Here is a 13,268-nt window from a genome sequence, read left to right on the forward strand (position 1 = left end):
ATGTGGGCGATGTTCGCCGATTTCTCCACTCGGATGCTCGCGCCGGAAGTGGCGATGGCCGTCTCTTACGCGGTGGGCGTCGGCGTCGCGCTCACCTACATCGCGGCGCAGTCGGGGGCGGTGTCGCTCGCCGGTTCGGGCGTCGCATTCGCGGTTGTCGGCGGACTCTTCTCCGTAATCGGGTCGATAAGCTACTACGCCGCCCTCAAGGGCGGGAACAGGGCCATCGTCACGACGGTCACCGTGCTCTACTTCGTCGTCGCCGCCGTCTTGGGCATCGTCTTCCTCGGCAAGTCGGTTGACGTGCGCGACGTGGCGGGAATCGGGTTGGCGGTCGGGGCCGTCGTTCTGTTGGCGACGTGAGGCACGTCGTATATTGCACTTCGCTATATCCATCCGGACAGCACAGAAGGCCCAGAGGTTCGGAGGATGGATTCCTACAAATCAGAACGGGTCTGCATGGGTGACGCTCGACCGATTCTCGCGGCGCGATTGGGGATTCCTGCTGCTCCTCGGTCTCCTGCTTTACGCGGTCACGCAGGGGCCTAATTCGTCGGTCTTGAACATCACCAGTCCGCGACGGTTAGCCTCGTGCTGATCTTCACCCCAGTCGGTGTCGCGCTGTTCAGCACCCCGTTCCTCGGCGAGCGCCCGTCGCGCCGCCAAGGCCTCGGGTTGGGCGTGCTCCTCGTCGGCGTCGGCGCCTACTTCTATCCGCTCCGGTTTCCGACCGCGGAACTCGTTGGACTCGGCGTGATGGTGGTTGCACTGGTCGGAAACGCGCTCCCGTCGGTTCTCGGCCGTCGGTTCAACCGGCTCGCGCGGTTCTCTTCGCTTACGGTCACCACACTCAGTATGGGTTTCGGGTCGCTCGTCCTTCTGGGCGCAGGAGTCGCCGCGCAAGGCGTTCCGTATCTCACGCCGGAGAACTGGCTCGTCGTCGGCTGGTTAGCCGTCGTGAACACCGCGTTCGCGTTCACGCTCTGGAACCGGACGCTTCAGACGCTCTCCGCGGTCGAATCGATTGTCATCAACAATACGATGCTGGTGCAGGTCGCGGTGCTCGGCTGGGCGTTTCTCGGCGAGGCGCTCACCGCCTTCACCTGATCGCCATCGGACTGGTCGGCGTCGGCGCTCTCCTCGTCCAACTCCGCGGTCGAACGTAGTCAGACGGACACTTCGTCCCCGTGAGACCGATAAACGCCGCGAGGAGAGCGCCAGACTGCTCGCGTCGCTCGACCGTTTCGGACGCCGGAAACGGTCGTAGAACAGCGGAAACGGTGGGGTGTCGACGGAGAATCCGTCGAGTCCGTGTCGCCCGACGCGGTGCTATCGGACGAGCGGGGCGACCTCGTCGCCGAGACGCTCCACGCACACGACCATCGTGTCGGTGCCGATGCCGGGGTGGTACGTGCGGAAGATGAAGTGGATATCGTCGCCCAGCGCGTCGCGGTACGCTCGGAGTTCCTCGGCGACCTGCTCGGGTGTGCCGAAGATGGCCTGCTCTTTCAAATCCTCCTTTCGCTCGGCGTCGAGTTCGGCCACCGATTCGCCGGAGAATATCTCGGCGTACCGGCGCTGGATGTAGAAGTAGCCGGGTTTCATCGCCTCCCACGCCTCCTCGCGCGAGTCGGCGACGAACCCGTGCTGGAGGACGTACACCTCGAAGTCGCCTTCGAGTCCCTCCTCCTCCCGAACGCGCTCGATATCCTCCTTCCGTTTGCGGACGCCTTCGACGGAGAGCGACGAGGGAGCACACCACGCGTCCGAAACGCGGGCCGCCCGCCTGACCGCGGGTTTGACTCCCCCGCCGAACATGATGGGGACGTTCGATTCGGGTTTCGGCGTCACGCTCGCGTCGGGCGACACGTCGTGAAACTCCGCGTCGTAGTCGAGCGACCCCGGAGACCACGCCGCCCGCAGGAGATTCGTCGCGTCCATCAACCGTTCGACTCGCTCCTCCCGCGGGACGCCGAACGACTTGAACTCGCGGGGGTTCGATCCGATGGCGAGTCCGAGCGTGAGGCGGCCGTCGGCGAGCAGGGAGACCGTCGCGGCGTCCTCCGCGAGGCGAACCGCGTCGTAGAGCGGTGCGAGCGCGATGCAGGTCCCGAGTTCGACGTTCTCGGTGCGGGTCGCCAGCGCACCCAAGGAGGGCATCGTCGCCGAGAGGTAACCGTCCTCGGCGAAGTGGTGTTCCGACACCCACGCGCTGTCGAGACCCGCGGCGTCGATAGCCGAGACGAGTTCCAGCATCTCGTCGTAGATCTCGGTCATCGAACGGTCGTCGTCGGGGCGTCGCTGGCAGGTGAACAACCCTGTCCCGAGTTTCATACCCGGAAATCGAAGGCTGGCGTCTTAATCGTTTATAAAGACCAGTCGGTGGCATTCGTCTCCAACATCCGATGATACCCGCACAGGGCTTTTATCGCCTGTTTTTGGCTTTTAAACTATGAATGGACCGCTGACGAGTTCCGGCTCGAAGAAGCCCGAGAGTTCGATCCTCGATGCGTTTAAACCGGTGATAGTGTTGCTCCTCTTGCTGGCGTTGCTCTTCGCCGCGATGTACTTCGTCGGCTGATCTCGCGTGCGGTCGTCTCGCCCCTTTTATCTCCCTTCAACCAGCCAGACAATTCTTTACTAGTTACTTTCCGAAAGAATCCATGGCTCACACCAGTAGAATTTCCGAACGTTCGTTCCCCCTTCCGCCGAGGGTTCGAATCCCGTTCGTGGTGGCGGGGCTCGCGGCGATCGCTTTCGGGTGGCGGTACCTCGACGGCCTGCTCGCGCTCCGGCTCGGGTCGGGGGCCGCGTCTCGCTCGGCGCGATATTCCTCTTTCTGATCGTCGCCGTCACCACCCTCGTCGGCGTCGCGCTCGTCTCGACCGGGTTGGTGATTCCGGGCGCGTCCAGAGTTCCGGGCGACCCCGAACTCGGCTTCTCCCGGCGTCAGCGCAGATTCGTCGCCCGTGGTGCCGTACTCTCCGTCGTCGGTCCGTTCGTCGGAACCGTCGTCAGCGAGCTATTCAGCCCACTGCCGGGCGATTCGGTTCTATCGCCGCTGGTGACGCTCCCGGTGTCGCTCAGCTGGGTGCTCGTCCTGTTCGGTCTCGTCAGCAATCTCTTCAGGAACTCTATCTCTACCGGTTGGTTCCCCCTACTATCTCCGCATCACTCGCGTCGATTCCCGGCGCGATCGGTCGCACCCGCACGGCGAAGGTTCGAACGCTCCTCGTGGTCGGCGGCGCTCCCGTCGTGGCCGCCGGGATGGCGACGGTGTTCGTCGAGTGGCAGCCCCCCGTCGTCCTCGGCTCGGTCGAGTTCGCGGTCGCGTGTGTCGCGTTCCACCTCGGTCTCGTGCACCCCGACTCGGGGCCGCGGTATTCCGCGGACGACCTGACGTTCTTCGGCGGTCTCGTCGCCGCCGCGAGTCCCTTCCTGCTCTTCGCTCTGGTGACACTGCTTCCGGCTTCGTCGTTCGTCTTCGCGCGGTCTGATTTCGTCCTCCCGGCTGGACGTTGGTGCTACTCGGCTCGAACGAGCGATACGGGGAGTTGCTAGCGGTCGTTGATTCGAGTGAAATTCGGTAGAGAATAGCGTTTCTCGTTCGGACTCCATTCGACAATGACAGCGGGATGACTGTATCACGGAAAGTCTTCCTGCTTGCTGATTCTCCGAACAGAAAGTTAGAGTCTCAGAAAGCCCTCGCGTGCTACCATCGCGCGCCCCCTGCTGCGCGCCTCGGCACTCCTTTCAATCGTGCCTGTGGGGTTTGCGGGGTCGTGTTTCGTCTCCCCGCTCACGGTTTCACCATTCGAAATCGAGGCGCTCCGCGCCTCGTACCCCTCGCCCTTTCACTCCGCCGGGGAGAGGCAAGGACGGGCTGGCGGTTTTCGTGCTTGACAAGCGGGAACTCTCGGCGGCTGGTCGGCTTCTGTCGCAGTGGCGCGCGGGTTGCAAACGACTGGGAACTTTCGGGATAATACACCGCGTAACTTACTCATCAGCAGAGATAGTGAAACGAACAAGAAGAAAAACAGTCGGTCAAATCCGTCGTTTCAGTTCCGTATCTCGTCCTTCTGCACGGTCTCTTCACCGATGAATCGCGGGCGCTCCTCGATGGCGAGGAAGTTGTCCACGTCCTCGCGGGCCTCCTTGGCTTTCCCCTTGGCGGGGTCGTAATCCCGCGATCCCTCGCTCCCGAGCGCGTCGTGCAGGGCGTTGAGGTCGTCGAAGTAAAGCTCGGCGATACCGTCGAACTCCGCGTTCTCGGGGTCGGTCGGGAGGATGGTGTCGTACTTCACGACGCCCTCGATTTCGCGGGCGATGGGCGTGTGATTTTTCTGCCAGTGGTCGACGAACTCATCGTGGCTCATCCCCTCCTTGCGGACGAGAAACGCGCTGTGTTTGTACAGACCGTCCGTCTCGCCGCCCACCTCGTCCTTCTGCGTGACGACCTCGCCGATGAACCGCGGGCGCTCCTCGATGGCGAGGAAGTTGTCCACGTCCTCGCGAGCCTCCTTCGCCTTCCCCTTGGCGGGGTCGTAATCCCGCGATCCCTCGCTCCCGAGCGCGTCGTGCAGGGCGTCGAGGTCGTCGAAGTAAAGCTCGGCGATACCGTCGAACTCGGCCGCCTCGGGATTCACCGGGAGCACCGTGGCGTACTTCACGACGCCCTCGATCTCGCGGGCGATTTCGGTGTGATTGATCTGCCAGTAATCGACGAACTCGCCGTGACTCATCCCCTCTTTGCGCACCAGTAATGCGACGTGTTTGTACATTTCATCCGAGGGCAGGGTTCGCGGTGCCATAAAGCACCCGAAGAGCGTCGAATCGACACCCGTCGCCAGAAGTCGGTCGCCGTCGGCGATTCGCCGGGGATGTTCATCATCCCGAGGGACTATCAAACGCGAGAGCATTTCCCCCGGTGATACGAGTCACGGTAACGCTATCGCGGACGGGAAAACCGGTCGCGTCTACGGAAATCTCCGACACGTTCTCGACAATTCCGTTCCGTCGAAGAAATTCAGTCAATAATATACAATCATTTATTAGTCACGCCTTGTTCCTTGTTGGCATGGCAGACGATAATCCGAAGCAGGCAAACAGATTCGGAACGACTCGGCGCGCCGTACTTGGCGCGGTGGGGGCGGGCGGGTTGGCAGGCGTGGCGGGGTGTCTCGGGAACATCGGTGGCGGCGGTGGGGGAGGAAGCGTCGATACGGTCAAATACGGTGTTCTCAATCCGATGACCGGACCGTACGCGGGACTCGCGGCGGAGCAACGGAAAGGAGTGAAACTGGCGATACAGACGATAAACGACAGCGACGAGTACGAGTTCACCATCGACGCGAAGTACGGCGACACGCAGGCCGACACCGAAACCGGCCAGCAGGAGGCACAGCGGTTGGTCGAACAGCACGGCGCGTCGTTCCTGATGGGTGCGATCTCCAGTTCAGTCGCGCTCGGTCTCAACGAGTTCGCGTCGGAAGAGAGCGTAATCTACTCCCCCGGTGCGGCGGCCATCCCCATCACCGGGAAGAACTGCAACAAGTACGTCTTCCGCTGCGAGACGAACACCGCACAGATCGCGGAAGCCTGCTCCGAGTGGACGCTGAACAACCTCGGGAGCAGGGTGTGGTTCCACATCGCGGACTACGCGTACGGCCAGTCGGTGCTCCGCGAGTGGCGCTCGCGGATGAAGAAGTCGAGCGCGGACTTCACGGAGGTCGGCGTCTCTCGGGCGGAGTTCGGCGCGAAGAACTTCGACTCCTTCATCAGCCAGATAAAGAACTCTGACGCCGACGTGGTCGTCGTCGGCTCGACCGGCGGCGACCTTATCAACTTCGCAAAACAGGCGAAATCGCAGGGGTTGGTCGGCCAGAAGAAGGTGATGACGACGACGGGAACGTTCCAGGTCGTTCGGGGCGCGCTCGGCGAGGCCGCCGACGGACTCTACAGCGGGACGCGATACGTGCCGAAGATAGACGTCGGCGACAACCAGCAGTTCGTGAAGGCCTACGAGAAGGCGAACGGAACCGAACCGGATAACTTCGCGCGCGTCGCCTACGACTCCATCCGGATGGTCGCAAACGGAATCAAGGAGGCCGGAAGCGCCGACCCGGACGAGGTCGCCGACACGCTGGCAGGACTGGAGATGGACACCCTCTTCGGGAAGAACTCGTTCCGCGAGTGCGACCATCAGGCGAAAAATCCCGTCTGGGTCGGACGGAACGTCTTCAAGGGCGGCAAGATGGTCGACGTGAAACTCATCAACAAGGTCGAGGGAGACCAAGCCATCCCGCCGTGTGACCAGACCGGCTGTCAGCTCTGATATGGCAGGAGCGTTCATCGAACAACTCCTGAACGGGCTGACCATCGGGGCGGTGTACGTCCTGCTCGCGGCGGGACTGTCCATCATCTTCGGCGTCATGGACGTCATCAACTTCGCGCACGGGGAGTTCTTCGCCCTCGGCGCGTACCTCGCGTTCGCCATTGTCGCCGTCGGAACCGGCGGGGGCGCTTTCTGGATCGCGCTCGTCGTCGCTCCCCTGCTCGTCGCGGTCGTCGGGGCGGTCGTCGAACGAGCGACGATTCGACCGCTGTACGGGCGAAATCCGCTGTACCACATCCTGCTCACGTTCGGGCTGGTGCTCATCTTCAAGGACGCCATCGCGTTCGTCTGGGGCGACAACCCCAAACCGTTCGCCCAACCGCCCTCGCTCCGCGGGCCGGTCGACCTGCTCGGGTTCAACTACTCGAAGTACAGCTTCTTCGTCATCGCCGTCGGCGCGGTGACGGCGGTCGGCACGTGGCTCCTCCTGAATCGAACCCGATTCGGTCTCGTCGTGCGCGCGGGCGCGCAAGACCGCGAGATGGTGCGCCACCTCGGCATCGACATCGACCGCTACTACACGCTCGTCTTCGCGTTCGGCTCGTTCCTCGCCGCGCTCGGCGGTATCGTGCTCGGGGCGAAACAGGGCGTCAGCACGGGGATGGGCAACTCCGTCATCATCCCCGCGTTCGTCATCGTCGTGCTCGGCGGCCTCGGCAGTTTCCGCGGCGCGGTGCTGGGCGGGTTCTCCGTCGGCATCATCGAGACGTTCTTCCGGAGTCCGCCGTTCGGGCTGGACGCCGTCCTCCCGAACATCGGAGGGGTGGTCGTCTTCCTGCTGATGATCGGCGTCCTGCTCGTCCGCCCGCAGGGGCTGTTCGGCAACCCCGAGTGGGAGTCCTCGGACGGCGGCGGCGAACTGCTGACTGGCGGTGGCGGCGGCGTACTGGACGACAGTACGCGCTTCAGACTCGGCGCGGCCGTCGTCGGTCTGCTCTTCCTCGCACCGCTCGGAATCGGCGTGCTATACACGTCGTACGAGGTGAACTCGCTCCTACTGACCGCGCTGGTCTGGGCGCTGTTCGCGCTCAGCCTCGACTTCGTGATGGGGTACGCCGGACTCGTCTCGCTCGGCCACGTCCTCTTCTTCGGACTGGGAGCCTACGGCACCGTCCTCACCGTAGAGCATGCGACCCCCTCGGTGTTCGTCGCGCTCGGCGTCGGCATCCTCGTCGCGGCGCTCGTCGCGTGGGGCGTCGGCCACCTCTCCATCCGGGTGTCGGGCGTCTACTTCTCGATGATAACCCTCGGTTTCGCGGAGTTGTTCTTCCAACTCGCACAGCAGGTCGAGTTCACGGGCGGAAGCGACGGTCTGTTCGGCTTCGACCCAGTGTACGGGCTGATGGGCGGCCCGGAAGTCGGGAACGTCGCCCTGCTCGGCGATATCGAACTGTTCTACTACTTCGTGCTCGCCCTCGTCGTCGGGTCGTACCTGCTCGCCCGACGGATGATGAACGCCCCCTTCGGGAGCGTCCTTCAGGGTATCCGAGAGAGCGAAGAGAGAGCTTCGTTCGTCGGCTACGACGTGCCCGCTTACAAGCGACGGGCGTTCGTGGTCAGCGGCGCATTGGCCGGTCTCGCGGGCGGTCTCTCGGCGATTCACACCGGCGGGGTCGCACCCTCGTTCCTCGCGTGGATAAAGTCCGGCGAGGTCATCGTGATGACCATCCTCGGCGGAATGGGGACGCTGTACGGGCCGATGATCGGTGCAGGCGTGTACGTGGGCTTAGGAGAGATTCTTAGCTCGTTCACGGAGCAGTGGCAGGGCATCCTCGGCCTCGTCTTCGTCGTCTTCGTCATCTTCGTGCCGCGCGGCCTCGTCTCGCTTCCGGGGATGTTCGCCCGGCCCACCGACCGAGAGACCGGCGGCGGCCCCGAACCCGTCGCGGAAACCGAGTCGGAGGTGAGCAACTGATGGCGATGCTAGAAACCGAAAGCATCACGCGACAGTTCGGCGAACTCGTCGCGGTGGACGGGGTGAATCTCTCCGTCGAGGCGGGCGAGTTCCGGAGCGTCATCGGCCCGAATGGAGCCGGGAAGACGACGCTGTTCAACCTGATTTCGGGCGCGCTATCGCCCACGTCGGGCCGCGTTGTCTTCGCGGACGAGGACGTGACGAAGCTTCCCCCTCACGAGCGCGTGCGGCGCGGCATCGGGCGGTCGTTCCAGATCACGACCGTCTTCGGCGGCCTCAGCGTCCGGGAGAACATCCTCCTCGCGGCCCAATCCGTGAACGAGGGGTCGAGTTCGTTCGGCGAGCGACTGTTCCGACCGGCGGACAGTTTCGAACCGGTCAACGAACGGGTCGAGGACGTGCTCTCCCGCGTCGGCCTCGCGGGGCGCGCGGACGAGCGCGCGGCGGCGCTGGCCTACGGCGATCGGCGACGGCTGGAGATCGGACTGGTGCTGGCGACCGACCCGCAGGTCGTTCTGCTGGACGAGCCGACGGCCGGGATGAGCGTGGAAGAGACGCGAGCGACGATGGAACTCATCGACGACGTGCTCGCGGAGCGGACGCTGCTGCTCATCGAACACGACATCGACCTCGTGATGAACATCTCCGACCGCATCACGGTGCTCAATCGCGGGCAGGAGCTTGCGACCGGAACGCCGGAGGCGGTGGCGGCGGACGACGACGTGCAGGCGGCGTACCTCGGAGGTGTTCGGGCGTGATGCTCTCCATCGAAAATCTGCGGGCCGGTTACGGCGAGACTGAAGTGCTCTCGGGCGTTTCGCTCGACGTAGCAGAGGGCGAGGTCGTCGCGCTCATCGGGCGCAACGGCGTCGGAAAGACGACCACCCTGCGGTGTATCACGGGTGCACTCTCGCCCACCGCCGGAACGATTCGATTCGACGGGGATGACATCGCTGGCCGCTCGCCGGTTGAGACCGTCCAGCGCGGAATCGCGCTGGTGCCCGAAGAGCGGCGGGTATTCCCCGGCCTCTCGGTGCGCGAGAACCTCGCCGTCGGGGCGCTCGGGGGAAGCGATAGCGCGCATCGGAGGGACGTGGACGACGTGCTCGCCACCTTCGAGAACCTCCGGGAGCGCCGGGACAGTCGGGGGACGGATCTCTCGGGCGGCGAACAGCAGATGCTCGCCATCGCCCGGGCGCTGGTCTGCGGCGCGGATCTGCTCATGCTAGACGAGCCGACCGAGGGACTCGCGCCGCTCATCGTCGAGCGGGTGGAGGACCTGATCCGTGACCTAAACGAGGAGGGTATCACGGTGCTCCTCGTGGAGCAGAACGTCGCGGTCGCGCTCTCGCTCGCGGACAGGGTCTACCTGCTAGACCAAGGGAGAATCGTCTTCGAGGGGACGCCCGAGGAACTGGAAGCGAACGAGGACGTGATGGACAAACACCTCGGCATCAGCGTGTGACCGCGACGGTCGTCATCCGTCGGAAGTTTCGGGGTCGTCGGCCGAATTCAATCCCGTCGCCATCAGTCGGCGGGCGATCACTACGATTCCGTTGTCGAACCCTCTCCCGAACACGGCTTTCTCATCGCTGGGCTCGTTAGAATCCTTCTCGTACACCGAACTGACCAGAATCGTGTTCCGGTCGACTAGCAGGAGCCGACTGATAGTCACGTCCTCCGATTGGTCGGTCAGCGAACCGCTCAACCACTCCAGCCCGGAGACGAAGACTTCGGCGTCGGGAAGCGCCTCCTGAATCCGATCGCGTAGCTGTTCGGTCACCGCCCCGATGAGAACGGAGAGACCCGTTTCCTGAGCCGTTTGTAGGTGCTCCACCAAGTCCTCCGTGAGAACCGCTTCGCGACCGACGATGAGGACGATTTCCCGACCGGCGGCGTCGATGAGTTGCTGTGTCCGATTCGTAATCGGGGTGGCGCCGGACAGCGCCCAAACTTCGTGCGTCACTTCTTGGTCGTCGTCCGGGAGTGCCGGTTCGATGTCCCCGAGCGCATCGACGAGCGTCTCCGTCCGGGATTGGTACTCTTCTCGAAGCGTCTCGGATGCCTCCTCGATCGACACGGCCCGAAACTGCTGCGGGTTCGAGTGCTGAACTTCGACGAGTCCTTTGGCCTCCAACACTCGAATCGCGTCGTAGACCCGCGTCCGAGGAACCTCGGAGGTCTCGCTGATCGTTTTGGCCGTCCCTTTCGGGAGCCGTGACAACGCCACGAAGCACTTCGCTTCGTACTCTTTCAACCCGAGTTTCTGAAGCAGTTCGACCGCCCGTTGATGATTAGATAGATCCTTCATGGGTCCCAACCATGCTACCGGCGAAACCGGTACCGTCTCCGTTGTTCTGTCGCCACTCACAAGTCAGTTCCTGTCGAATTACTCGTAAGCGTCTGACAGTACGACCTTCCATATTCGTTCGAAGGGACTCGACCAACTTGAACCATACTTATAAGATACCAGTCATTTTGCGGTTTCCCCACTCTCCCCGACAGCAAGCGAGTTATTTCGCAATTGATAGTGTTGGAAATAGCAGAATATTGGCTAAAAAATGCGGATTTTGCAGTCGGGGGAGAGACGTCTACTCTTTCCCTGCTGCCGAATCGTGATCTTCGGGGGTGAAATGAAAGTGATTGAACGGCTGTATCTCGCGCCGTTTCATGAGTTCGGAGCTTTCTATCTCGAGTCCGAGGTCGTGGACGGCGTCTGTGATACGAGTGATATCGACCGTGCTCGTCCCGACGACTTCGATGTGGATGTTCCTCCGACCGGTCATCATCTCCCGGAGGTCGACCACTCCCTTGATGTCCAGAACCTCGTCTGCCAGTCCGCTACGTTCGGTCGGCGGGGCGGTACAGACGAAGACCACTCGTAGCGGGAGGTTCGCCGCTTCGTAGTCGATTTCGGGATGGTACCCTTTGATAATACCTTCGGTTTCGAGTTGGTCGATTCGGTTCCGAACGGTGCTCGGCGAAACGCCGACCGTATCGGCGATTTCCTGGGCGGTCATCTGCCGGGCATCCTCTTGAAGCATATGCAGGACACCCCTATCTACGTTGTCCAACTCCCTGGGCATGGATTCGAATACGAACGCTGGCCGTATGTAATCTGAGTGCGACGGCACCGAATCTCGTTCGGCTGCTCTGCCGAATTGTCACCTATCAAGTTGTTCACCCGAATAATCACAGTAAGGTTATACCGGGCTAGCCCGAAATGCCGAATGGCACGGAGTCCGAGAGGGTCCCAACCAATCGTCACTCCGTGCTGGAACTGCCACTTTCACGGCAGTTTCCGCGAGCGCGGTTTCGGACCGCCCTCGTTGCCGTTCGAGAAACGGGATTTCTACCATCGAGCGGAAACCGACCGGAGCGGATTACCGAACGAGGCCGTCCCGGAATTCCGTGGTAATCTTCCCCGAAAAGGCCTCTCTGCTCGACCGGAAAATATATTCACCCGCGTAATCACAAAAGTCTTTATGGCGTAGATGACGTAATCCATCACACCGAACAGGATGACCGTACAAGAACATCCCTCTGTTCAGAAAGGACATCTACCATGGACGATGAGAAACCATCAGCCGATGCGGGTCGGTCGGAATCGAATCTCGAGACGAGTTCCACCTCCTTCGACTGGTCACGAAACGGACAACCTAGTATCGCCGTCGTCGAGGCCGTCGCCGCTGTTACTGGCCGCGATACCACGGACGTACCACCGTTGTACGACTTTCTCAACCCCGACGCGCTGGACGCGCTCGCTACCGTACGGGGATTCGACACCGTTGACGACGTGTGCGTGAAGTTCGCGTACGACGGAATCGAGGTCTCAGTGATCGGTGACGGAACCGTCACGGCGCGCTCGAAACAGCGGTGAGCGAGGACAGCTCGGCGGGGATCCAAAATCGTTTGGTAGCGCAAGCTCGGAGCGATTCGTACTGGATTTCGGACGGAGTTCAGTCGAGCGACCTAACTTCGGACTTTTCATCTTCTATCCCCTTTAGAATCGCAAGTAGCGGCTTGATTTCGTCGAATTGGGCACCTTTCGTCACGCTGTTTTCTTCTCGGTTCCGATTTATGTAGCCTTGATCCTCCAACTGAGGAAGGTGTACGTGCTCCATCGCAATTGTTTGCTGCCCTTCGCCCGGATCCGAACCGCCGGAAGCGACCGTACGGTCGTCTTGCGGATTCTCCTCCAGTAAGGCGAGCAACGTACGCCGTCTGTGGACGTTCGACAGCACGCTTAGCTGGTCATCGAGCATAGTAACCTCGTCGGGCTAGACAACGTCCCAAAGATAATAAAGAATGAACATTTTCTAATAACGAGAACGTTTGAGGAAGTGAGTAACACGTCGCTACGAACGAGCGGTCGACGCGCGGGCTTATTTCGGCCGTTTCGTCCCGAACCGGGAGAGGAACTACCGCTCGAACGACTCCCCGACTCGATTTCCGTTCACGAACAGCTCTTCCGAGGGCAGGCGTTCTTCGTGGTAATCGTCGTGGTACTCCATCAACTGGAAGAGCGCACCGGTCGGATTTGTGGGCGAAACGAACGCCTCCGTCCATGTGTCGAACTCGGCGCGGTCGACGACCCGAAGGTCGTGCTCGCGGAGCGATTCGATGACGGCGTCGATGTCCGCGACTTCGAGGGTGACGTGGTGGAGTCCCGGGCCGCGACGGTCGAGGAAGTCGGTGAGGAAAGTGTCCTCCGCGACGGGTTCGATGAGTTCGAGCCGAGAGGCGTCGCCGAGGCGATAGTACGCCCAGCGAAACCGGTCTTCCACGGGCTCGACGGTGAGGCGTTCGCAGCCCAGCGCCAGCAGAACGGGTTCGGCGTGTTCGATGGATTCGACGGCGATGCCGACGTGGTCGACCCGGACCGGCGTGTCGTGCGTTCGCATTAGTCATGGAAACGATTGGAGCTATCTTGAGTGTACGGCAAGCGACAATCCAGTC

The 13,268-nt window shown here is 62.2% G+C and carries 16 protein-coding genes; 10 read left to right on the forward strand and 6 right to left on the reverse strand.

The window, feature by feature from the left end:
* Window positions 1-363, forward strand: a complete 363-nt coding sequence (locus tag LIW51_RS21400; protein WP_255767521.1) for an EamA family transporter — start codon at window positions 1-3, stop codon at window positions 361-363.
* 228 nt (window positions 364-591) lie between these two features.
* Entirely contained in the window at window positions 592-1,107 is a 516-nt protein-coding gene (locus LIW51_RS21405; RefSeq protein WP_227377052.1) for a DMT family transporter, read from the forward strand.
* A gap of 222 nt (window positions 1,108-1,329) precedes the next feature.
* Here LIW51_RS21405 and LIW51_RS21410 read toward each other — a convergent pair whose 3' ends face one another.
* Window positions 1,330-2,334: an LLM class flavin-dependent oxidoreductase gene (locus tag LIW51_RS21410; RefSeq protein ID WP_227377053.1), complete on the reverse strand. Its 1,005-nt coding sequence runs from the start codon at window positions 2,332-2,334 to the stop codon at window positions 1,330-1,332.
* A 118-nt stretch (window positions 2,335-2,452) separates the two neighbouring features.
* Here LIW51_RS21410 and LIW51_RS38660 point away from each other — a divergent pair, with 118 nt between their 5' ends.
* The 3 genes from LIW51_RS38660 to LIW51_RS21420 all read left to right on the forward strand — a co-directional run bounded on the left by LIW51_RS38660 (window position 2,453) and on the right by LIW51_RS21420 (window position 3,561).
* Window positions 2,453-2,581: a hypothetical protein gene (locus tag LIW51_RS38660; RefSeq protein WP_255767522.1), complete on the forward strand. Its 129-nt coding sequence runs from the start codon at window positions 2,453-2,455 to the stop codon at window positions 2,579-2,581.
* An 82-nt stretch (window positions 2,582-2,663) separates the two neighbouring features.
* On the forward strand, window positions 2,664-2,843 hold the full coding sequence (locus tag LIW51_RS21415; RefSeq protein WP_227377054.1) for a hypothetical protein: 180 nt from the start codon (window positions 2,664-2,666) through the stop codon (window positions 2,841-2,843).
* A 304-nt stretch (window positions 2,844-3,147) separates the two neighbouring features.
* On the forward strand, window positions 3,148-3,561 hold the full coding sequence (locus LIW51_RS21420) for a hypothetical protein (protein WP_227377055.1): 414 nt from the start codon (window positions 3,148-3,150) through the stop codon (window positions 3,559-3,561).
* A gap of 497 nt (window positions 3,562-4,058) precedes the next feature.
* Here the strand turns inward: LIW51_RS21420 and LIW51_RS21425 are convergent, their stop codons facing one another.
* On the reverse strand, window positions 4,059-4,781 hold the full coding sequence (locus LIW51_RS21425) for an EthD domain-containing protein (protein ID WP_227378309.1): 723 nt from the start codon (window positions 4,779-4,781) through the stop codon (window positions 4,059-4,061).
* Between the two features lie 296 nt (window positions 4,782-5,077).
* Between LIW51_RS21425 and LIW51_RS21430 the strand changes: the two genes are divergently transcribed.
* Genes LIW51_RS21430 through LIW51_RS21445 form a run of 4 tightly spaced genes read left to right on the forward strand, consistent with a single transcriptional unit; the run spans window position 5,078 to window position 9,774 of the window.
* Entirely contained in the window at window positions 5,078-6,334 is a 1,257-nt protein-coding gene (locus LIW51_RS21430; RefSeq protein WP_227377056.1) for an ABC transporter substrate-binding protein, read from the forward strand.
* Between the two features lies 1 nt (window position 6,335).
* Window positions 6,336-8,309, forward strand: a complete 1,974-nt coding sequence (locus LIW51_RS21435) for an ABC transporter permease (protein ID WP_227377057.1) — start codon at window positions 6,336-6,338, stop codon at window positions 8,307-8,309.
* Complete coding sequence (locus LIW51_RS21440; RefSeq protein ID WP_227377058.1) at window positions 8,309-9,067, forward strand: ABC transporter ATP-binding protein; 759 nt, start codon at window positions 8,309-8,311, stop codon at window positions 9,065-9,067. The genes LIW51_RS21435 and LIW51_RS21440 overlap by 1 nt, the downstream gene beginning before the upstream one ends.
* The gene (locus tag LIW51_RS21445) at window positions 9,067-9,774 is read left to right on the forward strand and encodes an ABC transporter ATP-binding protein (protein WP_227377059.1); all 708 of its coding nucleotides are present in this window, start codon (window positions 9,067-9,069) and stop codon (window positions 9,772-9,774) included. The genes LIW51_RS21440 and LIW51_RS21445 overlap by 1 nt, the downstream gene beginning before the upstream one ends.
* A 12-nt stretch (window positions 9,775-9,786) precedes the next feature.
* On the opposite strand, the gene LIW51_RS21450 is transcribed toward LIW51_RS21445, so the two are convergent.
* Window positions 9,787-10,620, reverse strand: a complete 834-nt coding sequence (locus LIW51_RS21450) for a TrmB family transcriptional regulator (RefSeq protein ID WP_227377061.1) — start codon at window positions 10,618-10,620, stop codon at window positions 9,787-9,789.
* A 280-nt stretch (window positions 10,621-10,900) separates the two neighbouring features.
* Entirely contained in the window at window positions 10,901-11,395 is a 495-nt protein-coding gene (locus LIW51_RS21455; protein WP_227377062.1) for an Lrp/AsnC family transcriptional regulator, read from the reverse strand.
* Window positions 11,396-11,874: 479 nt separating this feature from the next.
* Between LIW51_RS21455 and LIW51_RS21460 the strand changes: the two genes are divergently transcribed.
* Entirely contained in the window at window positions 11,875-12,189 is a 315-nt protein-coding gene (locus LIW51_RS21460) for a HalOD1 output domain-containing protein (protein ID WP_227377063.1), read from the forward strand.
* 79 nt (window positions 12,190-12,268) lie between these two features.
* Here LIW51_RS21460 and LIW51_RS21465 read toward each other — a convergent pair whose 3' ends face one another.
* On the reverse strand, window positions 12,269-12,574 hold the full coding sequence (locus tag LIW51_RS21465) for a hypothetical protein (RefSeq protein ID WP_227377064.1): 306 nt from the start codon (window positions 12,572-12,574) through the stop codon (window positions 12,269-12,271).
* 156 nt (window positions 12,575-12,730) lie between these two features.
* Complete coding sequence (locus LIW51_RS21470) at window positions 12,731-13,213, reverse strand: VOC family protein (RefSeq protein ID WP_227377065.1); 483 nt, start codon at window positions 13,211-13,213, stop codon at window positions 12,731-12,733.
* Between the last annotated feature and the right edge of the window lie 55 nt (window positions 13,214-13,268).

The sequence above is a fragment of the Haladaptatus halobius genome, assembly GCF_020618475.1.
GTDB lineage: Archaea > Halobacteriota > Halobacteria > Halobacteriales > Haladaptataceae > Haladaptatus > Haladaptatus halobius.